The organism is Providencia huaxiensis, assembly GCF_002843235.3.
Lineage (GTDB): Bacteria > Pseudomonadota > Gammaproteobacteria > Enterobacterales > Enterobacteriaceae > Providencia > Providencia huaxiensis.
In genome coordinates this window covers 4,355,587-4,377,574 of sequence record NZ_CP031123.2, presented here as the reverse complement: position 1 = coordinate 4,377,574, position 21,988 = coordinate 4,355,587, and the positions used below count along the sequence as shown (strand labels likewise).

The window sequence follows — 21,988 nt, the reverse complement described above, 5'->3', positions numbered from 1 at the left end:
TCCCCCTTAGAAACTAAATTGTTCACGACGACGTGCGTCACGACGCTGTAAATAGCCAATAAACCAACCGCGTACACGATGGCGCAATTTGTCCCAACCATTAGGGTTAGTAATAATTTGAGCCTTAAAAAAAGAAGGGCACAAAACAGCAGCGTGAGAGACTTCACCACATAGCCCACAGCCGACACAGCTATCCATCACTGTTGCAACCGGGTCTGTTCTTAATGGGTCTTGGCTGGGTTTAATTGATAAAGACGGGCAACCAGATAAGCGAATACAAGAGTGATCGCCCGTACAGGTGTCAGGGTCGACACCAAAACGCTCACGTACCACTCGTTTGCCTGCGGCAACATCACTACGCACTTTTTTCTTTTCGCGGCGTTGTTTGTTCAACATACATTCGCTTTGCGCAATCAGAACCTTGGGCCCTTGCTCATCGGTTGTTAAAGCTTCACGTAACGTATTTGTCATGGTTTTTAAGTCATAGGTGTGTTTAATGGTTTTCACCCAATTAACACCCACGCCTTTCACTGCTTTTTCAATTTCATGACCAGTACTACGGGTTGGATTCAACGCCGTCGAAGAGAGAATATCTTGCCCTCCTGTCGCAGAGGTATAGCTGTTATCAACCACAATAGTTAAGTTATCACTGCGGTTAAAAACACTATTGGCAATACCACTGGTTAAACCGTTATGCCAAAAACCACCATCTCCCATCACTGAAATCGCGCGTTTCCCAGCCTTTGCATTCAAAGCCGCAGCCCCTGCGCCTCCTAGCCCATAACCCATGGTGGTATTCCCCAAATTAAAGGGCGGTAGAATAGAGAATAAATGACAGCCGATATCTGCACTGACATGGTGTTCACCTAATTCACGCTCCACCAACTTCATCGCAGTGAAAATAGGCCTTTCGGGGCAACCTGTGCAAAACCCTGGTGGGCGCGCATGGACAGACTCGTCTAGCGTTGGCTCAGCTGCATTCACATATTCAGGTAAGGATCCTTCAGATTTTTGAGTGGCAATATTAATCGTTGGAATACGGATCTGTTTTGCAGCCGCCTTGACTTGTGGAGCTATCTTTCCATAGCATTCAAAAAACGAACGTAAACCCGCAAGCACTGTTGCAGTATTATATTCCCCCGCCATTGGCAGCATATCTTTGCCATGTAGGGCAATATTAATCTTGCGTTGACGTAAAATATTCGCCACATTTTGCTCAACAAAATTTGGCTGGCCTTCTTCCAAGACTAAAATGGCTTTTTTGTGGCGACAAAAACGTTCAAATTCATCATCAATCAATGGATAAGCCACATTCATCACATATAAAGGAATTTGGCTATTACCAAAAACATCCGCTAGCCCTAGCTGATTTAATGCGCGGATCAACGTGTTGTAACAACCGCCTTGTAGCGCAATTCCAACATCATCCGAGTCTTCTGCAAAAAATTCATTTAACTTATGTTGTTGAATAAATTTAATTGCAGCGGGCCAGCGAGCTTCAATTTTTTCTTTTTCATGTAAGAAACTAGCGGGGGGTAATACTATGCGACTGACGTCTCGAGTTGGGTTCTCGAGTGCATCTTTCACTGTAAATTTAGGGGGTTGATTATCTGCGCAAACAAATTGTCCGTGAACATGACAAGAACGAATACGCATTTGTAACATAACAGGTGTATTACTGGCTTCAGAGAGTTCAAAGCCGTCTTTCACCGCTTGAACAATGGACGGCAAGTTAGGCCGAGGGTCGAGTAACCACATCTGCGATTTCATTGCGAAAGCATGGCTGCGCTCCTGCATAATAGAAGAGCCTTCACCATAGTCTTCACCAACAATAATTAAAGCCCCACCTAACACGCCACCAGAAGCTAAGTTAGCTAAGGCATCAGATGCGACATTCGTTCCCACGGTTGCTTTAAACGTCACAGCGCCACGTAGTGGATAATTAACTGAGGCAGCCAAAGTTGCCGCTGCAGTTGCTTCACTTGCGCTATTTTCAAAACGAATACCATATTCGGATAAAATATCTTGTGCATCAGCAAGGACATCCATCAAATGGGAGATAGGAGCACCTTGATATCCCGCAACGTAAGATACACCAGACTCTAACAGCGCTTTTGTGACAGCAAGGATCCCTTCACCGCTGAAGGTTTCACCTTGCCCTTGCCGTAATTTTTGAACTTCTTGTACAAACGATCGCTCAGCCATTTTAACCTCACCAATCAACATCAGAACGTTTTTATCTTTTTTGTGTTTCTTATTTGTATATCTTTTGTTAACACAAGGTCAATCCATGATTAATCATGGAAATTAGATTTATGCAGAGAGTGGATAAGGCTTGCAGATTGGGGACAAAACGAATTGAAACAGCTAGAAGGTAATCTCTTTCACAAAAATAGAGAAGAAAAGTTACCCATAGAAAATAAGTGAAAAGCATTCAAAATTATAAAATAGTAAGGGCTATACCCTACAAAAATAAAGGTTTCAGTTATTAAAACCTACATAAGCAAATTAAATAAATTATTGATTCAAAATATAGGCGAGTGACTAGGCAAATAGAAGTAACAATATGATAAATCATGAATATTTTACTATTCAAAAAATAAAATAACTTTATTTTTTATATTGTTATCAATGTCACAATAACCATACAGTTTCTATTTTTTTGCATTATTTGGATAGTTTCTGCACACTTTTAGCTAGGTAACAAAAGTTGTTTATGTTATGTTCACCTCACATTAGGTTACACAATAATTAACAAAATGTTAAAAAACAAAGAGGGTTCTTAGATTATTTAGGCATCCCCTTACCTCTAACATAATCAGTCACTAAATTCTTTTCTACATATAATAATTATTTGAATTCATTGAGAAAACATATAATAAGCAATAAAGTCAGGCCAATACATGATCTTCTATGAAATAGGGCTGGCAAATAATTTTGGAGGTATCTCCGATGTTGAGCAACTCGTGGTCCCATTCAGCTGCACCTCAGATTGAAAATCAGCTCTGTTCTTCAGAGCGTTTACTATTTACACCGGCCGATCCTGAAGAGATAAAATCAATGGTTGGCCGAGTGATGAAACCACATCAGTTTAACTTACTCAATCCACACCAACGTCTCGATGCTCGGATGCACTATATTCCTATGGGGGATATTTCTCTAAGCCGTTTACGATACGGTGCTGATGTCTCTATTGCTCCGGGGCAATTACAAGATTTCTTTCTAGTTCAAATGCCGCTTTCAGGTAGCGCAATCATAGAAAGTGGTGGAAAATGCATAGAATCCACCCCACAAATGGCTTCATTACTCAGCCCTGAAGAGCCAACTACGATGCGTTGGAATAGCGATAATGATCAGTTGATGTTACGCATCTCTCGATCATTATTAGAGAGATCTTTAGTTGGCCAGCTTGGTCATACTTTAGATAAACCATTGGTTTTTGAACTTGGATTTGCATGGCAATCTTGTATTGCGTGGCGAACATTGATGAATTACCTCATTGAATGTGCTACTCGAACCCCAGATCTTTTACAGCATAAATTGATCGCCACACAAGTAGAGCAACTGGTCTCGGTGACACTTCTTTCTACTCAAGGTCATAATTATACTGAAAATCCCAGTTTGAGGAGAGCTACTATCCGACCTCGCCATGTTCGACGAGTTCAAGAGTATTTAGAAGCTCACGCACATGAACCTATCACTGTAGAGCAGTTAGCCCTTATTGCTGGTGTCAGCTTGCGTAGTTTATATGCAGGATTTAAAGAGTTTTTAGATATTAGCCCAATGCAATATTTACGTGATTTACGGATGGAGCGAGTCCGTGCTGAGTTACTTTCAGGAGAAGCTACCAGTGTCACTGGCGTTGCACTACGTTGGGGCTTTACACATATGGGGCGTTTTAGTGCTGAATATAAACAACGTTATGGTGAAACGCCGAGTAAAAGCATGAAAAAAGCCTAATTAGCTATAAGCTTAATTAGATATAACAGTCAGTTAACAACATAAAATTATTAATATCAAAAATACCATATATTATTTTCTATTTATAATATTAATTTAAAAAATATCCCCCCTTTCTAATTTATAGATTAAGGGGGTGATCGAAGGCCAAAAATGGAAAAGGACAACGTATATTCTTTATTTACTGGTATTATTACCTATATGAAATAGTCGTAATTGCAGAATTCATTGATATCTTAGATAAATTAATATCAGAGATTTTAACTGAATCAATCTTAGTTTCATTTTCATTTAATGAAGAAATTTGATAATAATGTTTTTTATTATTATCCCTCTCATTACAAGTTAATACTATATGGCTAACTGTTTTTTTATAATTACAAGGTTCTTCAAAGACATACCCACCGAAATAAACCTTCCCTCCACTACTTTCCATGCTGCATGTAAAAAAAGAAAACAAAAAAGAGAATAATATAACGATAACTTTCATTGTAACTCACTCTATTCACTGAATTAATTTTAAAAATTAGTTTATAAAGGCCGTATACAATCACATATAAAATTAAAAAATAAAATTCAATGGTTTGAAAAAAACATTGCTGTGAAATTAAATTAACCAACAACCAAAAACGCATTTAAAAACTAAGTAATAATACGCTTTAAAATAGATTATATTTGACCTTAGTTAAGGCGAGTGGAATGATACTAAGTTAAATTTTCATGTCAACACACTTTTTAATAAATAATTACACTCTGTCGATTTAATTTATTTTTCAGAAGTAAAAAATACATTTACATTCAAATTACTAGACAAAAAAACATGCCTAAAAATAATTGAAAAATGGCTCTCTAATAAAAAGCTAGAGAACCACTCTCATTTAATTAATATAGATATATTTACTATAGATATATTTACTAATCGTAAGAAATATTAAAAATCATCTTAGCTTGTATTTTCCCTGGTGTTATTTCTTTTTTATATTGATAATATTTAGCTATGTAATTAAGATTTATTACTTTTTCTTGAAGTATTCCCACGCTTCCTACCAAATATTTTTTATCCCATTCCAATGGTTTATCTTCTTTAGTCAGAACCTGTACCCCGACCCCATCCGCAGCTTGAAGCTCTGTTGAACTATTTTCAAGTACACCTTGAGTTTTATTTGTATCTGGTGCAAGTTCCCCATTAAATGACATATAAATATTAGATGTATTGGACGCATTAACACCACCACTACATAACATAGTAATCGCAAATGGTGTTAAACCTGCGGTTGATCCTAAACCTGTAAACTCACTTTTTTTCACTGATTTCATTATTACATTTTGGTTTACGCCAGAGGTTATTTTGCAGGAAGGAGAAACAATCGTGATAGCATCGGCATTCAAACGTGTAATCAATGCAGGAGATATCGAATCAGGTAAATAACCATAGCGGGTGTACTCTCCTTGATGGATTGACCCCGAGCCAGTGACATCTGCAATTTTAATCACTTGAATAGTAAACGTAGATCCCGCTAGTACAACATTTTTTGTACCTTCCCCAGGCACGGTATAATGGCCGGGATAAGTGATTTTTATCTTCCCGCCATCAGCATCACGAATAAACCGTAAGCCAATTCCAGGAACATTCGTTTCGATAATATTATCCCCAGACATAGGCTTACTTGCGACAACTTTCGCATCTAATACCGTACCGCCGCTACATTCGGCCCATACAGCTGTTGCCATATCCATATTCCATGTTCGCTCCCGAATTATAGTACCAACGGGTAATTCAGGGCTCACGACCACTCGACCTAATTCCATGTTAATATCTACGGGAGGCACTGAGGTACGAACACAGTCAGCCATCACAGGAGAGCTAATGCAAAAAATAGCGGAAAAATAATATAAATAAACTATTCGCATACTATGTTCCTATTCAATTCAATTTGTTTGTTAAGCAAGAATGAACACTCCCCCTCATGCCAAACAACCGTTGCCTTACCTTCATATTCATCATTAACAAATATATTACTACCTTGCCCAACACTGCCTATCGATGCACCCGAGTCCCCTTTGATTTCAGCACCAAATGGAAGTGGTTGATTGTTAATGCGTTTAACTTCAAATACTTTGCTCTTTTCAACTTTCGTACCAAAGCTGACTTTAACGATACTCCCTTCATAAGGAACTACGTTTTTAAGTGTATTTTGAAAAACAATATCTTCTGAGCTTCCTTTAGGATCGAGTTCAATAGTATTGACGCGATATGGGCGCATATAAGATGCGAGTGCATAGCCTTGACTATCGATATGAGTCCCCGGAGATCCTACAATTGAAGCTCCCTGAGCATCTTTCGCTTCTATCAAAGCCATCGTTTGGGATGTATTTGGCGAAAAAGTTACGCCATCAGCATGAAACACCATTGAACCATTAGCCCCTAGGGCATACTGACGATAACGTTTTCCATGGCTATAACTTGCATTTAAAGAAGAGTAAGGGGTTCGATAAGCAGTATTTAATGCAATGTTATTATTACTATTATTTGAGAAAGAAGAGTTTATACCATAAACCCAATTGTTATCTTCATCGAGAGAGCCATTAATACCTAGTTGGGTTGCATCGAATGATGAGTTATTGAATATAGTATTTGATGTCAATGAGATATGTTGGTTATCACCAAAATATAATGGATAACTAAGGTTAATACTTATCCTGTCGTCTTTACTGTTTTTATAATTGTCGGAATAAAGCCGTATAAAAGAAACGGAGTAAGATAACTTATCAAAATGATTATAATAGTTAAATTGGTATTGTTTTTCAGTGTTCCTATCATCCCAATAATCAACTATCCGCCCGGTAAAATAAAAACCGCCATAGCTTTCGGGAAGTTCTTGGTTAATTGTGTAATTGAGACTTTTCTTTTCATGCCGTAGTTGGCTAGTTGTTTGGCGCTTTTCATTATCAATAAGGTAAAGTGATTCATTCAGATCATAGTAAGACTCATTTGAGCGAATATTACCGCTAACAATAAAATTGGTTTTTGTATCTGAAAATAATTTATTCAGTGTTAATTGATGCTTAAAACCATTTTCTCGATGGTTTTGTGTTTTCACTCTTGCACTCGTAATGTCGTAAGCCAAAGCCCCGACTTGTGTATTAATAGCAGTACCCAGCATGTATGCTTGATAATCATCATACGCATTAACACCCGTATAGAATGTGAAATAATTATTGTAGCCATGCTGTAATGTCCCTTGAATAATATAGGGGCGATGGCGATAACTATTTTGATCTAACTTACCTGTTGCAACTTGGTAGCGGGTAAACTTAGGTCTTAAGAGTTGGGGTAATGAGGAATACGGAACAAAGAAAGAGCTTTCACTTCCATCCGCTTCTTTGATAGTCACTTCAAGGTCATTACCATAGCCTGACGGTGTCACATCTTGTAAATTAAATGGCCCGGGAGGAACAGTAGTTTGATAGATAACGGTGTTATTTTGTCGAACGGTGACTAGTGCATTACTTTGGGCTATTCCACGTATTTCCGGTGTATAATTTGTAACACCATCAAGGTACATACTGTCATCCGTTGTTATTTTCACCCCCCGTAAACTCACACTATCAAATAAGTTACCTTCGGTATAAAATTGCCCCACCGTCATGGTTGATTTCATAGAAACTAATGGCGCTTGGAGATAAGTTTGATTGCTATCCCATCGAAAACTGTCACCTTCCTGCCACGCGGCATTACCGATGTGTTTTAATTGCCAACCGTTATATGAAAAACCCGAATTAATGCCAAGATACATCGTGGAATAGCGTTCAATGGATGAGTCTGAAAGGTTATTACTATAAAAGTTAGCTTGATATGCTGTATTTAATGCAGGAATTCCTTTATCCCAGAATTCAGGCGGCACATAGCCAGCTTGCGACTGTATAATATAGAGTTGAGGTAGCGTTAAATCTAACCTGAGGCTGGTCGGGTCGAACGTTTCCTTAATATTTCTATCGTTGTTCCATTCCTTCAGAAAACCACACGACTGTTCGCTACGACTAAGTGTTGGGTTCAATGCGGCAGTGTTAATTGACAAGCTCATTAGCAAAGTATTTGAATAACATGCTGCTATATTTTGCTTACCTCTTTTGCTTAATTGAATTTCATGTCGACCTTTCCAATAGCCATTAACATAGAAATCAATCGAGTAAACCCCTTCCCTTAATTCATTTTCATTAAAATGGGTAAGATCGATACTTTCCTGGCTGCCTACAATAAAACCACTATTGAACTCATATATTTCATCTGAACTTTGCTCTTCAGCATGAGCCTCACTGGTTACAACCAATATAGGTATAATCGACAATGTGAAAAAAATAGTTTTATTTTTTTTAAATCGCATATTCATCCTTGCATCCGATCATTTCACTTTTATTTTTGCTGGAACCTCTGCACCATAATCATTGATATTATTGATTATTATATTATCTCCTGGATTTACGACTCCATTAATCTTGATAGTTTGAGATTCTCCCGGTGCTAACATAAATGCTTCGCTATTAAGTGTTGTCTTTTCGTCATTGATAGCAGTGATTGTAATAAAAAAGGGAGTGGGGTTTTTAACTTGGATATTTTGTTTACCTGCAAAAATCTGTAACTGTTCAGGAGCTAACTCTCTACTACCCAAATTTTTTGGGCGATACATAAATTTAAAGCGAGAGCGGATTGCTAGTTGCAGCATATTTTGTTCAGCGTTTTTTTCTGATTTTGTAATTGGTGGAATATCCAATAAATTCAGCCAATATAAAGTCTCCTTATCTGTCGACAATAATGTTCTATCAACCAATTTTATTCGAATTGTTTGCCCGCCACTTGCAGAGATTTTTGATATTGGCGGTGTTATTTGAAAAGGAGTTTTAATTGTTTCAGGAAGGGCCTTTGGGTCACCTTCATCAAGCCAAACTTGAGCAACCGCAGGTCTATTTGCTGTATTATTTAGCTGGACCGTAATTTCTTTGTCATTTTCAGCGTAAATAAACCGAGTACCATTAACAATAATATTATTGGCAAAAGAAAAGTGACAAATAAATAACAAAAAAATATTTAATAAACTCAGTACTTTCATTTTCACCTCTTTTAAAGGCGGTAGTAAAACTACCGCTTGTTATAACAAAAATGCAAAAATTACTTATACGTTATTTCATAAGTTGCATAGCTATTAACTAAACCCGTTGTCACAATCGCAGGGTTTGGTGCCGAATAACCAATGAAATAAGTAAATCGAGCACCATCTTTAATCGATGTTAAGTCTGTAACAACTTTTGCTTGATTTGGATCACCAGGGATAATTTTAGTGCTGGATAAAGAAGAATCACCTTTTGTTGCTAACACAAGCTGGATATTTTTAGCTCCTGTTGACTCTGTATTTGCTAAATACCCTTCAGCTCCTGTAGGCGGATTCTGTAATATATTACCGCCATTCCAATATACACCAATTCGTTTCATATCTAATTTAACATCAACGTCTGCACGTGTTGATGTTGCTGTTTGAGTACAGTTTGTTACATCAATAACAAATGATTTCGGTTTTAAATATGTCAAAGCTGCGGCTGCTTTCACTTCTTTAATTGAAACTGGCGCTAAATATACGCTAGCGTTACTTCCTTGACCATCGACTGAAATAGTACAAGAAATATCAGTGACTTTACCAAAGAAATTCACCTGACCACCACCAACAGTATCTGTTGCGGCAAATGAATTTAATGAAAAACAACTTGTTGTAATCATCGCAGCTAATAATAGTTTTTTCATGATATGTTCCTCTAATTAAAGAGCAGTATTTACATTAGATTTTAATTAAACAAACTGAAGCAGGGTGTTTAATTATTAATAAATGTTAGCAAATGTTTCTTTATTAATACTTTGAAAACTAATACTAGATATTACTTCATGATAAAAAACCAGATTTAAAATAACCAGCGTCTGGATGACATTAATCATAATACATAAAATTACATCAAATAAAATGTTTTATTTGATATTTAATATTTATTTAATAGAATTTAAAAAATAACCAGAATAAACATAAAGATAAAAACTTAATTATTTAAGAAAATTAAATAGCGGAGAAAAACCCAGACAATAAATACACTAAAAACGGGTATAAGTTTAATATATCATTTAAGTTTTTATACATATAAAACACGTATATATACTTTATATTTAAAATAAGAATAAAGGGGATTTAAAATGCGTAGAATTACTATAAATTTAAGTATTAATAAGCATAACGCCGTATAATATTAAAACTATAAGGCGTTATAGAAAAAAGGAATGTCTATAATTAGTTAGAATGGAATTGATGCTTTCAAATAAATTTGTGAACCTTCAGGCCGGTTTCTAACTTCAAAATCTTTTTCCCATTTTGCAGTAAATAACCACCCCTGAGGGTTTGCATAACGAATCGAAGGCCCTACTGAGTATGCGCGAGCTTTGCCTTGAGCTGAATTCGGGCCGCTATCATCGGTCATTTGCAAAAATGCATAGCCACCAATACCTGCCACCCAACCATTTCCAAACCCCCACCCTAGTGCATAATCAGCGTGAAATGCTTGCCCTGAGCGGGTTTTCGTATCGTTATTACGGAAGTTAAAGTCATACATCATTTTCAAATCTGCATTTACACCAACAGGCGGTATATAACTGATTGCCCAAACCGGTTGCAGCGCCCAATAATTTTTACCTAAACTTGATGGGTCTGTCTTGCTGTATTTACCTGTTGGGGCATACGCATCTAGCCCAACCACATAGTGTAAATCCGCCGATGGATGAAACCCTAATGCAGGACCAAATGTGACATCGCCGAGACCCCGACTGGTCTCTTTTTGGCCTGCTGCTTTTGCGGTTACATCTAGCAACGGCACAATGGTATGGAAAGCCAGATCACCACCGAAAACTTTTTGATCAGTCACCCAAATAAAACGCGGTGCCAATACGTTAACATTCACACTAAAACCTGGAACCGGTATTTTATCCCCTTTATTATCACGAACGCTGTCATAATGTGCATTTCCCCCATACATCAGTACATGTACCCCTTGCGGTGGCAGTGCCCCTGACATAAAGTTTTCTAGCCCATCGGGATATACCCCTAAACCGCCACCTTCAGTGGCAATCGCACCAAACGAAAGTACGCTGAGACACGAACCTGCTACAAGCTTACTGATTGTTATTTTTTTCATCATATTTCCTGCCATAGTGGGTTGTCTTACTGTGTGTGCTTTACCTGTTATGTCGCAAATCCTTTGTCGATTTATTATGTCCTGCGTTTGACTGCTAATTTTTGGGCAACAAGGTAACCTGAACCGCCACCCAAACCGGGGCCGGGGTGCGTTGAAGCGCCAATATGAAAAAGGTTTTTGACTGCAGTTTGATGTGTTTTTGTCTGGCCAGTCGCTGCGAAAGGCCGCAACCAGAAGAACTGATCGGGGGAGCACGTCCCTGAATAAGGATCGCCACCAACAAGGTTACAGTTGTCGTTTTCTAAGTCAGCGGGAGAGATTGCCTTACGTCCCACTATCAAATGAGAAAAGCCAGGCATTACCAGCTCTAAACGCTGTTGAATTCGATCGGCAACAGCCTCTCGCACTTGCTCATTCCAACGTCCATCATCGGGTATTGAAATTTCACCAGCAGAATCCCCTTTTAAAATTCGAGGTAACTCTTGCATCTGGATCCATAAGATCCACCCACCATCGGGGGCTCGACTGGGATCAAGTGCAGTAGGTTGGCCAATACCAAATGTCGGTTTATCGGGTAAATAACCATTATTTGCCTGTGTCACCGACAAACACACCTGCTCCATGCTTTCAGTGAAATGCACCAGTGGTACATTTAACAGCTCAGGATTGCACCAAGGGGGAGGGGCGCTTAAAGCAAAATGAATTTGCATACCTGCACGCCCATAACGGTAACCTCTCGCTTTTTCCCTCACTTGTGGCGAAATATTTTCGAGTAATGAACCATACAACTGCGTTGGGGTAACGTTACAAACCACGCTTTCAGAGGCTGCAATGACTTGCCCATTCACCTTCACACCTGTTGCCCGTTGGTTTTTCCCCTCACCTGTGGTGATGATTTTTTCAACGTGCATACCCGTTTTTAACTGACCGCCGTGCGCTTCAATAACCTTTGCAAACGCTTCCACGATACGAGCGCTACCGCCTTTCACCACAGGCATGCCACCAGCGACCACCGCGGCAAAAGTCAATTTGCCAATTAATGCAGAACTGGCTTCATCCGGCCCAAGTCCGGTATGTAATACCCATGGCGCCATCAAAGCTCGGCTAAAATCGTGCTGCAATTCACGTTCTGACCAACGGCGAAAGCTTTCTATTCCAGCTTTTGCAAAATCAAGCAAGCCATCGACCCCACGTTTTCGCCATTCTGAAAATAATAATTTCAGCATATTGGCGCTGTATGGGTTTTGTCCCAATAGGCCAAATGTGAGCGCTGCATCTTGTGTAAATAGTTGTTCCGCCATCTTACGAAATGCAAGGCCATCCCCCGGAGCCAACTGGTCGAGCTGCTTGGCCGCTTCAGAAATATCGCGTTTTAGTGCTATTGATTGGCCATCCGGTTGCACTAGACCCGTTGAATAATCACATTGTGCAAATTCTAATCCATACTGCTTTAAATAGGGTTCGAGCTCTTGGTAGCCAGGGCTACCAACAAATAAGGAGTACCAACAAGAAAGGAGATCGTGGGTATAGCCCTCAAATAAATTTTCAGTGCGAATGCAGCCCCCTAAGCGATCATTTCGCTCAAGAACGAGGACGGATTTTCCACGTACTGCCAACAAGGCAGCACACATCAAGGAGTTCATCCCACTGCCCACCACAATGACCTGAGGGGTTGAGTTTGTTGTCATACCTCACCCCACAAGTGCGAGTACACGTAATGGGCTGCCTGAGCCACCTTCAATTTTAAGTGGCGCAGCAACAATCACGACACCAGTCGCAGGCAGTTTGTCGAGGTTCGTCAAACATTGCAGGCCATATTTATTGTGACCATGCATTAAAGTATGGCAAGGGTAAGGAACCGGCCAACTATATGACTGCCCTGCATCCGTATTTATAGTTTCAACACCAAACCCTTTAACATCACGCTGGTGAATAAGCCATTCTACCGCTTCTTGAGATGGCCCCGGCGTGTGCGCACCATCTTCACGCATACTGACGTAGGCAACTGGGTCATTCGCCTTTTTCGACCAATCAGTTCTAAAAAGTACCCAAGCGGCTTTAGGAATTGTGCCGTGCTTTTCTTCCCACTTTTGCAGAAACTCGACAGTTAATACCCAGTCAGGGTTTTGAGCCACTTCCGCACTGGCATCTACCACAACGGCTGGCGCCACAAAGTTTTCCACTGGAATGGTGTCCACCGTATTATTGATTTGGTCTTTACCGCTAATCCAATGAATTGGCGCATCAAAATGCGTCCCGGTATGTTCTCCGCAACTAAAATTATTCCAATACCATGCAGGGCCGTTATCATCGTAGCGAGAAATCTGTTCCATGCTAAATGACCAGACTTGCCCGAACTGTTCAGGCAATTGCAGAGCTGGAAATGAAGGCGATAACGTTTGTGTCAGGTCAATAACTTGAATGTTCCCTTCCTGCAATTGTGTTGCGAATGTCATTAATACTTGCTGGTTCATAGTCTCTTCCTCACTTAAGGCGCGTCATGTAATGCAGTAAAACTACCGCCATGGAACACTAGTGGCTTACCCGTTTCACTGCCGATACGGCGAACATGCCCCACCATCAATAAGTGGTCGCCAATCGTGTCTTGTTTATGGTTTTCACATACCAATGTCGCTATCGCTCCGTGCAATGCGGGAATACCTTCTGGTGTAAGGTGAATCGCCACATCTTCAAATTTATTTTCGATACGCGGGTTCGCAAAACGCATTGCAAGTTCTTGGTGCCCGTGACCTAAGATATTGATAGTGAAATGAGAGCAATCACGAAATACGGATAAGTTTGGTGAATGGTTCACTAAGCTCCATAACACTAGCGGTGGGTCAAGTGATAGCGATGCAAACGAGTTGATAGTCAACCCAACATCACGGCCATCTGCAGTTCGAGTGGTAACAATCGCAACCCCTGTTGGATAGCACCCCAGCAGATTACGCAATATTTTTGATTCAAATTCGGTATCGCCCCATTCCCTATCACACATGAGTGTATCCTCTGCAATCATAGACATACTGATATCCCCCATTAAGCTCGAGCTTCTTCCATCATTTGCGATTGAATATAGGCCTCACAGGCAGCCCCATCTTTCCACCAAGGGAATAATACGGGCGGGTAATTAAAGGCATTGGCGATGGTGTGTGCTAAGGATGGCAACTGCTGGGCTGCATCTAATAAGTGTAAAATATGGGGCTCAGGAGGGGCGAGTAAGGAATTGGTCCATTCCACAACATGGCGGCCATACTTCCAGAACTGCTCAAATGTGTCATTCATCCACTCGGCAGTGTAAGGCTTATCACCATGGGCTAAAATAGCGTCATAATAGACTTTACAAGCCTTGGTGGCATTATTTGAACCTTGCCCCGTTAGTGGGTCATTAGTTACTAATGCGTCTCCTAGACCAAACACAATGTTGCCTGATGGTAGAGTTAACACCGGTTTTCTCACTGTTGGTGCAAATCTTCCGGCTAAAATGCCATTATCATCAGTTAACTCAACATGATGACAACGCTCTGCTTCCCAAGGTAAATAGGTATTGAGAATTTTTTTACTGTAAGCCAAGTGTTCCTGTGGAGTACGTGCGTCATTCCACTGATCCATCGGCCCTCCGGGGATCCCTTCAAACACCATAATGTGGCAATCACCGCTATTCGTCAGTGATGGGAATACAAAATACTCACCAACACCGGGGATCAAGTTGAAAGAAACTTGTGAGAACTCTGGCGTTGGTAACATGCCATGCACATAAGTCAATGCCAAGGCGCGTTGTGGTTTGTCATAAGGTGAGCGGCTAGCATCGCGCTCAAGCAGTTTAACAATTTCCCCTTTTCCACCCGCTAACACGACTAAATCGTGTGTTTGCGCTAAGCGTTCCAGTTCTGCAATACCAACATCTTCAATGCGTAAATTACCGCCACGAGCTGCAAATAACTCCATCCAGTAAGGCATTTTGATACGTTGGTCGACAGCTTGGGCATAATTATCGAGACGTGAACGCCAAGAAATTACTTTTTCCCCCGCTTTTTCGGGATGAGGAACCGTAAAGCCAATTCCTTCAACCGGCGGACACTGTTCTTCCCAAAAATTAATACCTAAATCGCGTTCAAATTGCAGTGAAATATCGAACATGCACTGGCTCGACATCACTCGGCCATTTTTAACGTCATCTGGAGTGCGGTTTGTTGCAACCGTGACTTCATAACCTTTATTGAGTAGGCCTAAAGCTAATGGCATACCCGCTTGACCACCACCGACGATAGCAATACGACGCATAGTATTTTCCTCTACAAAATAGTTAAAGTGGTGTCTTACTGTGCAAGACGGGGAATTGCGGGTTTAGCCTGTTCAGGCCCCATAGCGGAATAACCGCCATCGACAGCGTAATCTGCACCTGTAACAAAACTGGCCAAATCAGATAGCAGGAACGCGACAACTTGAGCGACTTCTTCCGGGTCACCGACGCGTTTTAATAAGTGGTAATCAGCGGCAACACGGTCTGTTTTTTGACGGTCACCCCCCGTGATTTCATCCATAACTCGGGACCAAGTCCACCCCGGAGAAACGGAATTCACACGAATTCCTTCAGCCGCATAATCCATTGCTTGGCTGCGAGTTACCTCCAACATAGTGGCTTTAGAGGCGGGATAGAGCCAGCGGCCTGTTTGGGCGACAGAAGAAGAAATACTGGTAAAATTGACGATGGCGCCTTTGCCTGATTTTGCGAAATGCACTTTGGCAAACTGCGCTGCCATCACCGCACTCACCACATTGATATTCAACGCAGTAAGCCAATCCTGCCTTGTAGATAACTGGCCTTCATCAAGATAAGTGGCTGCCAGATTAACTAAAAAATCGAGTTGGCCATATTTTTGCGCAACACGATCAATGCCTTGTTTAAGTTGTTGGTCGTCAGTGATATCGACAGGAAGAAAATCAATATTGGGCTCACTTTGAGCTACCTTTTCACCATTCAAGGTATCAATATCAAAAATCGTGACTTTAACGCCGTAGTCACTTAATACCTTCGCAACGGTTGCACCAATTTTGGTCGCTCCCCCAGTCACAATGGCAATCTTATTATTCAAGCCTTTCATCTTTGCTACCCTCTTTTCTTCTCACTTAGTTACAATGAGTTCACAAAAAATTAACATAACGAATAGTTACGCAAATATGTTGGAAAGGGGTAGCCGATGGACGCAAAAAATATCCACTATGTGCGGTAATTTAAATAGCAAGGTGATGATATAAATCGTTAAATAGCCACTTTCAGCAGTGGCTATCCAAATAATGAAAAGTATGATTAATCGCAGAAATTAATAAAGTAACTCATGGACGCTCTAAAATACGGGCACCGGGTCCTCTCCTACCAAGTACATCATCAGGGTTACGCAACGGGCAGTCACTGAGTGATAAGCAACCACAACCAATACAGTTATCCAATTCATTACGTAAACGAGTCAATTGCCGAATACGCTTATCTAAAGACTTACGCCACTGTGTCGACATCTCCTTCCATTGCTCTGAAGTTAGTGCGCTATTTGCAGGGAAACGCCCTAATGCCTCTTGAATTTCATGTAATGGGATCCCCGTACTTTGTGCAACTTTAATAATGGCGATATAACGAAGGACAACAGAATGAAATCGTCGCTGATTCCCTTGAGTACGAGTACTTTGAATTAGTCCCTTTGACTCATAAAAATGGACTGTGGAGACAGGCACTCCAGCGCGTTTTGCCACCTCACCCACCGTTAATGCCCGCGTAAAATCAATTTTTCTCCCCTCATTTTTCTGAGGTTTTATCGTTTTTGTGTCTTTATCCGCCATTTTAGCTCACCTTTGCTTGACCTCAACTTAACTTAAGGTTTTATAGTGCGACCCTGCTAGTTTGTCAATTGAGGTTATTTTTTAAAGGGGATAGGTTTATGCCATCGGTGATTACCAAAATGTTAGAAAGCAATAGCTTATGGCTTATTGCTCGCTTACTAATCTTGGTTTTATTTATTTCATCTGGTTTAGCCAAAGTTTTTGATTATGAAAATAGTCTGGCTGAAATGCGTGCTGCAGGTCTTCACCCAGATTGGTTTTTCAATATTGCTTCTGCTGCTGTCATGTTAGTTGGCTCCGTTCTTGTGCTATTTAATCGTCTTTTATGGCTTGGTACTGGGGCATTAGCCGTGTTTTTGTTCCTCACTATTGTGGTTGTCCACACCTTTTGGAGCTACACGGGAGAACAAGCTCAAATCGCGATGTTTTGGGCTGTTGAACATATCGCCGTTATTGGGGGCTTAATCGCTATCGCCATTGCAGGGCATTTTAGAGGTCTTTATTTCGCGCTAAAAGCGCAGAAATAGAAGGAAAATTTAATGAATAAAAAAACAATAATGACACTTTGTTCCGTTTTAGTTGCTGTTGGGGCGGGTAGCGCGATTTATTCGACCTATGCCCAAAATGAAGAAGACGAACAAGCAGCCTACCAGTATCCACCCGTAAAAGTGGCGTTGGCACCTGTTAGCTTAGATACCGCACCTCGCACTTTTTACGGTGTGGGTGAATTAGAAGCTGGCAGCCAAGTCTTAGTCGCGGCGGAAACCAATGGCCGTATTACGAAAATTGCATTTGAATCTGGCCAACAAGTCAAAAAAGGCCAATTATTAGTGCAACTCAATGATGCTGTTGAACAAGCTGATTTATCACGCTACCAAGCACAGTTGCGTAATGCGGCTCGCTTATACGAAAGAACCCGTTCATTATCTGCGCAACATTTAGTGGCAGAGGCTCAAGTAGATAGCACGCGTGCTGAACGTGATATTGCCCAAGGCCTGATCCGCCAAACCCAAGCATTGATTGCGCAAAAAACAATCCGCGCCCCGTTCGATGGGACAATCGGTATTCGCCAAGTTCATGAAGGGCAATATTTAAACCCCGGTGAAGCCATCGCCAGCTTGGTGGATACCCAAACCTTAAAGCTCAATTTCTCTTTAGATGAACAGGCCTCTCCGGAACTGCATCAAGGCCAAATTGTTGATATTACTGTGGATGCTTATCCCAATAAAACATTCCCAGCCCGTATTACGGCCATTGACCCACTCATCGGTAAGTCACGCACTATCGCCCTGCAAGCCACTCTAGAAAATAGTGATGGCACATTAAAAGCCGGGATGTACGCCAATGTGAATGTGGTTCGCCAAGCCAGTAATGAAGTCATTACGATCCCAGAAACCGCTGTTACATATACCGCCTATGGCGATACCGTGTTTATTACACAAGGTGAAGGGGATGCGATGACCGTCAAGCGCGTATCTGTGAAAACAGGGCAACGTTGGGATGGCAAAATTGAGATAGAGCATGGCTTGAGTGCTAACGATAAAGTCGTCACCTCTGGGCAATTACGCTTAAATGACGGCTCTGCTGTCACCCCAGTTGCTCAAGATACATTGTCTGAACCTATCGCTAACATGGCTCAAGGTTCATAAGGAAGGCGCAATGAAATTTACTGATATTTTTGTTCGCCGGCCTGTTCTGGCCCTCGTAGTCAGTGCGCTGATTGTGTTAATTGGTTTATTTGCGTTGAGTAAGTTGCCTATTCGCCAATATCCACAGCTAGAAAGCTCGACGATCACCATTGCTACGCAATACCCTGGCGCATCGGCTAAATTGATGCAAGGTTTTGTGACGCAACCCATCGCACAAGCGGTTTCCTCAGTGGAAGGCGTCGATTATCTGTCCTCTTCTTCAGTACAAGGAAGCAGCCTTGTCACGGTACGAATGGAACTTAACCGAGACTCAACCCAAGCCCTTGCGCAAGTCATGGCGAAGGTGAACCAAGTTCGTTATAAATTACCGAAAGAAGCTTATGACCCTGTGATTGAGCTTTCCTCTGGGGAATCCACTGCGGTTGCTTATATCGGTTTTTCCAGTACCAATTTATCCATTCCAGCCCTGACAGACTATATTTCTCGCGTTATTGAACCAATGTATTCCTCAATTGACGGTGTCGCTAAAGTTCAAGTCTTTGGTGGCCAACAGTTAGCAATGCGTTTATGGCTGGATGCTGATAAATTAGCCGGCCGGGGGCTAACTGCGGCAGATGTTGCGCAAGCGGTTCGCCAAAACAACTACCAAGCAGCTCCCGGTAAAGTCAAAGGCGAGTTCGTAATTTCTAATGTTTATGTCAATACCGACCTCACTAATGTCGATGAGTTTCGTGATTTAGTGATCCGCAATGACGGTAACGGGTTAGTACGTTTAAAAGATGTGGGAACCATTGAATTAGGAGCCGCTTCCACAGAAACCAGCGGTTTAATGAATGGTGAACCCGCAATTTACCTTGGTTTATTTGCCACACCAACCGGTAACCCACTGGTAATCGTTGACGGCATGAATCAATTAATGCCAGACATCACCAAAACATTACCTCCCGGTGTTAAAGTCGAAATGGCATTTGAAACTTCGCGCTTTATTAAAGCGTCTATTGACCAAGTTATTAACACCTTAGTTGAAGCGTTACTGATTGTTATTGCCGTTATTTACCTGTGTTTAGGGTCAATTCGCAGCGTGATCATCCCAATTTTAGCTATTCCCCTATCAATGTTAGGTGCCGCAGCCTTGATGATGGCATTTGGGTTTAGTATTAACTTACTCACGTTACTCGCCATGGTATTAGCGATTGGTCTCGTCGTCGATGATGCTATCGTGGTGGTTGAAAACGTCCATCGCCATATTGAAGAAGGGAAATCACCGGTTTTAGCGGCTTTAATTGGCGCTCGTGAAGTGGCAGGTCCCGTTATCGCTATGACGATCACCTTGGCAGCGGTATATGCCCCAATAGGGCTAATGTCTGGGTTAACGGGTGCTTTATTTAAAGAATTTGCGCTCACGTTGGCTGGTGCGGTGATTGTTTCCGGTATTGTAGCGTTAACCCTCTCCCCTGTTATGAGTTCCTTCATGTTGAACTCAAAACAGAATGAAGGACGTATGGCGCGTATGGCAGAAACTTTCTTTTCTACCTTAGCCCACTACTATACCATTGTATTGAATTTCTCTTTGAAAAACCGTTGGTTAACAGGTGTTATTGCCATTGGTGTATTCATTAGTTTACCACTGCTTTATCAATCTGCTCCTCGTGAATTAGCCCCTGTAGAAGACCAATCTAGCGTATTAACCGCTATCAAATCGCCTCAGCACGCTAACCTCGAGTACGTAGAACGTTTTTCACGTAAATTACATGATGTTTTCATGGAGTTACCGGAAACCGAGAGTACTTGGATTATTAACGGAACCGATGGCCCTTCCGCCAGCTTTGGGGGAACTAACTTGACATCATGGGAGCAACGCGACCGCGTCGCGTCTGAGATCCAAGGCGACTTACAAGGGCGTGTTGGTGATGTCGAAGGGAACAGCATTTTCGTTTTCCAATTGCCCGCATTACCTGGTTCAACCGGTGGCTTACCAATCCAAATGGTTCTCAGAAGCCCGCAGGACTATTCCGTACTCTATAAAACCATGGAAGAGATCAAGCAACAAGCACGTGAAAGTGGCCTGTTTATGGTGGTAGATAGTGATCTTGACTACAACAACCCAGTAGTAGAAATCCGCATCAACCGTTCAAAAGCGAATAGCTTAGGCATTCGTATGCAAGATGTCGGTGAATCGCTGACCTTATTAGTGGGAGAAAACTATATTAACCGCTTTGGGATGGATGGCCGTTCCTATGATGTGATCCCGCAAAGTATCCGTAGCCAACGCCTGACACCGGAAGCCCTTTCTCGCCATTATGTAAAATCGGAAGCGGGAACGATGATCCCACTCTCAACCGTGGTCGATATCAACACCCAAGTGGAGCCAAATAAACTCACACAATTTAATCAGCAAAATGCTGCCATTTTCCAAGCAATACCGGCTCCTGGCGTCACGTTAGGCCAAGCTGTTGCCTACTTAGACGAGATAGCCAATGAGCTACCCGCCGGTTTTAGCCATGACTGGCAATCAGATTCGCGCCAATATAAACAAGAAGGAAACACCCTCGCCTTTGCCTTTATGGCGGCGCTCATCATTATTTACTTAGTCTTAGCCGCACAGTATGAAAGTTTAGTCGACCCATTGATTATCTTGATTACTGTTCCACTTTCAATTTGTGGTGCGTTAATTCCATTGGCACTTGGCTATGCGACATTGAATATTTACACCCAAATCGGCTTAGTCACATTGATTGGCTTAATCAGTAAACATGGGATATTGATGGTTGAATTTGCCAATGAATTACAAACCAATGAAGGATTAGACAGGCGACATGCCATTCTCAAAGCGGCACAAATTCGTTTACGCCCAATATTAATGACAACCGCAGCAATGGTGATAGGTTTAGTTCCACTACTCTTCGCCACTGGAGCGGGAGCGAATAGCCGCTTTGGTTTAGGCTTAGTAATAGTCACCGGGATGTTAGTTGGCACACTATTTACCCTGTTTGTTTTACCGACCATTTATACCTTACTCGCCCGTAATCACAGTGCAACCGCGCTAACACCAAGGCGCTATGAGCTTGCCGAAGCGAATCGCCTAATCAAAGAAACTGAGGAGACGTCCCAATGAGAAATACGTTAACTAGCCGTCATCAACGTAACAACCGTACAATCGACGAAGTGGAAGTGAATGCGATGAGCAATAGCATGGCGATGCTATTAATTTATCATGGTCTCCCCGCGGGTCTGGGAAAACCCCATTCCACCTCAAACTCGAACACCTTAAATAAGCCTACGCGCTAAATGTAAATAGCCGCCAAACCTAAATGGTATGG

Annotated in this window: 18 protein-coding genes; 5 read left to right on the top strand and 13 right to left on the bottom strand. The window is 41.5% G+C overall.

Annotated features, from left to right (window positions below; all coding sequences use genetic code 11):
- Positions 1-6 precede the first annotated feature (6 nt).
- Positions 7-2,205 (bottom strand): thiamine pyrophosphate-dependent enzyme, encoded by a 2,199-nt coding sequence (locus tag CYG50_RS21895; RefSeq protein WP_102139193.1) that lies wholly within the window; start codon positions 2,203-2,205, stop codon positions 7-9.
- A gap of 747 nt (positions 2,206-2,952) precedes the next feature.
- On the opposite strand from CYG50_RS21895, the gene CYG50_RS21890 reads away from it, so the two are divergent.
- Positions 2,953-3,960 carry an AraC family transcriptional regulator gene (locus CYG50_RS21890; protein ID WP_102139152.1) on the top strand — a complete coding sequence of 336 codons (1,008 nt, stop codon included), beginning with the start codon at positions 2,953-2,955 and terminating at the stop codon, positions 3,958-3,960.
- Between the two features lie 193 nt (positions 3,961-4,153).
- Here the strand turns inward: CYG50_RS21890 and CYG50_RS21885 are convergent, their stop codons facing one another.
- The 12 genes from CYG50_RS21885 to soxR all read right to left on the bottom strand — a co-directional run bounded on the left by CYG50_RS21885 (position 4,154) and on the right by soxR (position 17,019).
- Positions 4,154-4,450 carry a YmdA family protein gene (locus CYG50_RS21885; protein WP_102139153.1) on the bottom strand — a complete coding sequence of 99 codons (297 nt, stop codon included), beginning with the start codon at positions 4,448-4,450 and terminating at the stop codon, positions 4,154-4,156.
- A gap of 425 nt (positions 4,451-4,875) precedes the next feature.
- A complete protein-coding gene (locus tag CYG50_RS21880; protein ID WP_102139154.1) occupies positions 4,876-5,871 on the bottom strand; it encodes a fimbrial protein in 996 nt (331 codons plus the stop codon).
- A complete protein-coding gene (locus tag CYG50_RS21875) occupies positions 5,862-8,345 on the bottom strand; it encodes a fimbria/pilus outer membrane usher protein (RefSeq protein WP_102139155.1) in 2,484 nt (827 codons plus the stop codon). Before CYG50_RS21875 ends, CYG50_RS21880 begins: the two co-directional genes overlap by 10 nt.
- A gap of 18 nt (positions 8,346-8,363) precedes the next feature.
- Positions 8,364-9,059: a fimbrial biogenesis chaperone gene (locus tag CYG50_RS21870; RefSeq protein WP_181490137.1), complete on the bottom strand. Its 696-nt coding sequence runs from the start codon at positions 9,057-9,059 to the stop codon at positions 8,364-8,366.
- 68 nt (positions 9,060-9,127) lie between these two features.
- Positions 9,128-9,754, bottom strand: a complete 627-nt coding sequence (locus tag CYG50_RS21865; protein WP_102139157.1) for a fimbrial protein — start codon at positions 9,752-9,754, stop codon at positions 9,128-9,130.
- A gap of 536 nt (positions 9,755-10,290) precedes the next feature.
- Positions 10,291-11,184: a SphA family protein gene (locus CYG50_RS21860; RefSeq protein WP_231068994.1), complete on the bottom strand. Its 894-nt coding sequence runs from the start codon at positions 11,182-11,184 to the stop codon at positions 10,291-10,293.
- 74 nt (positions 11,185-11,258) lie between these two features.
- Positions 11,259-12,872 (bottom strand): phytoene desaturase family protein, encoded by a 1,614-nt coding sequence (locus tag CYG50_RS21855; RefSeq protein ID WP_102139159.1) that lies wholly within the window; start codon positions 12,870-12,872, stop codon positions 11,259-11,261.
- Between the two features lie 3 nt (positions 12,873-12,875).
- Positions 12,876-13,658 carry a cyclase family protein gene (locus tag CYG50_RS21850; RefSeq protein ID WP_102139160.1) on the bottom strand — a complete coding sequence of 261 codons (783 nt, stop codon included), beginning with the start codon at positions 13,656-13,658 and terminating at the stop codon, positions 12,876-12,878.
- A 14-nt stretch (positions 13,659-13,672) separates the two neighbouring features.
- Positions 13,673-14,209: a flavin reductase family protein gene (locus CYG50_RS21845; protein ID WP_229597520.1), complete on the bottom strand. Its 537-nt coding sequence runs from the start codon at positions 14,207-14,209 to the stop codon at positions 13,673-13,675.
- Between the two features lie 14 nt (positions 14,210-14,223).
- Positions 14,224-15,468: a styrene monooxygenase/indole monooxygenase family protein gene (locus CYG50_RS21840; protein WP_102139161.1), complete on the bottom strand. Its 1,245-nt coding sequence runs from the start codon at positions 15,466-15,468 to the stop codon at positions 14,224-14,226.
- Positions 15,469-15,503: 35 nt separating this feature from the next.
- Positions 15,504-16,289: an SDR family oxidoreductase gene (locus tag CYG50_RS21835; protein WP_102139162.1), complete on the bottom strand. Its 786-nt coding sequence runs from the start codon at positions 16,287-16,289 to the stop codon at positions 15,504-15,506.
- A 232-nt stretch (positions 16,290-16,521) separates the two neighbouring features.
- The gene (soxR, locus tag CYG50_RS21830; RefSeq protein ID WP_102139163.1) at positions 16,522-17,019 is read right to left on the bottom strand and encodes a redox-sensitive transcriptional activator SoxR; all 498 of its coding nucleotides are present in this window, start codon (positions 17,017-17,019) and stop codon (positions 16,522-16,524) included.
- A gap of 98 nt (positions 17,020-17,117) precedes the next feature.
- Here soxR and CYG50_RS21825 point away from each other — a divergent pair, with 98 nt between their 5' ends.
- The 4 genes from CYG50_RS21825 to CYG50_RS22945 are packed head-to-tail and all read left to right on the top strand — an operon-like array spanning position 17,118 to position 21,956.
- The gene (locus tag CYG50_RS21825) at positions 17,118-17,546 is read left to right on the top strand and encodes a DoxX family protein (RefSeq protein WP_102139164.1); all 429 of its coding nucleotides are present in this window, start codon (positions 17,118-17,120) and stop codon (positions 17,544-17,546) included.
- 12 nt (positions 17,547-17,558) lie between these two features.
- Positions 17,559-18,668 (top strand): efflux RND transporter periplasmic adaptor subunit, encoded by a 1,110-nt coding sequence (locus CYG50_RS21820; protein WP_102139165.1) that lies wholly within the window; start codon positions 17,559-17,561, stop codon positions 18,666-18,668.
- A 10-nt stretch (positions 18,669-18,678) separates the two neighbouring features.
- Positions 18,679-21,783 (top strand): MexW/MexI family multidrug efflux RND transporter permease subunit, encoded by a 3,105-nt coding sequence (locus CYG50_RS21815; protein WP_102139166.1) that lies wholly within the window; start codon positions 18,679-18,681, stop codon positions 21,781-21,783.
- Positions 21,780-21,956 carry a hypothetical protein gene (locus CYG50_RS22945; protein ID WP_166267225.1) on the top strand — a complete coding sequence of 59 codons (177 nt, stop codon included), beginning with the start codon at positions 21,780-21,782 and terminating at the stop codon, positions 21,954-21,956. The genes CYG50_RS21815 and CYG50_RS22945 overlap by 4 nt, the downstream gene beginning before the upstream one ends.
- Positions 21,957-21,988 lie beyond the last annotated feature (32 nt).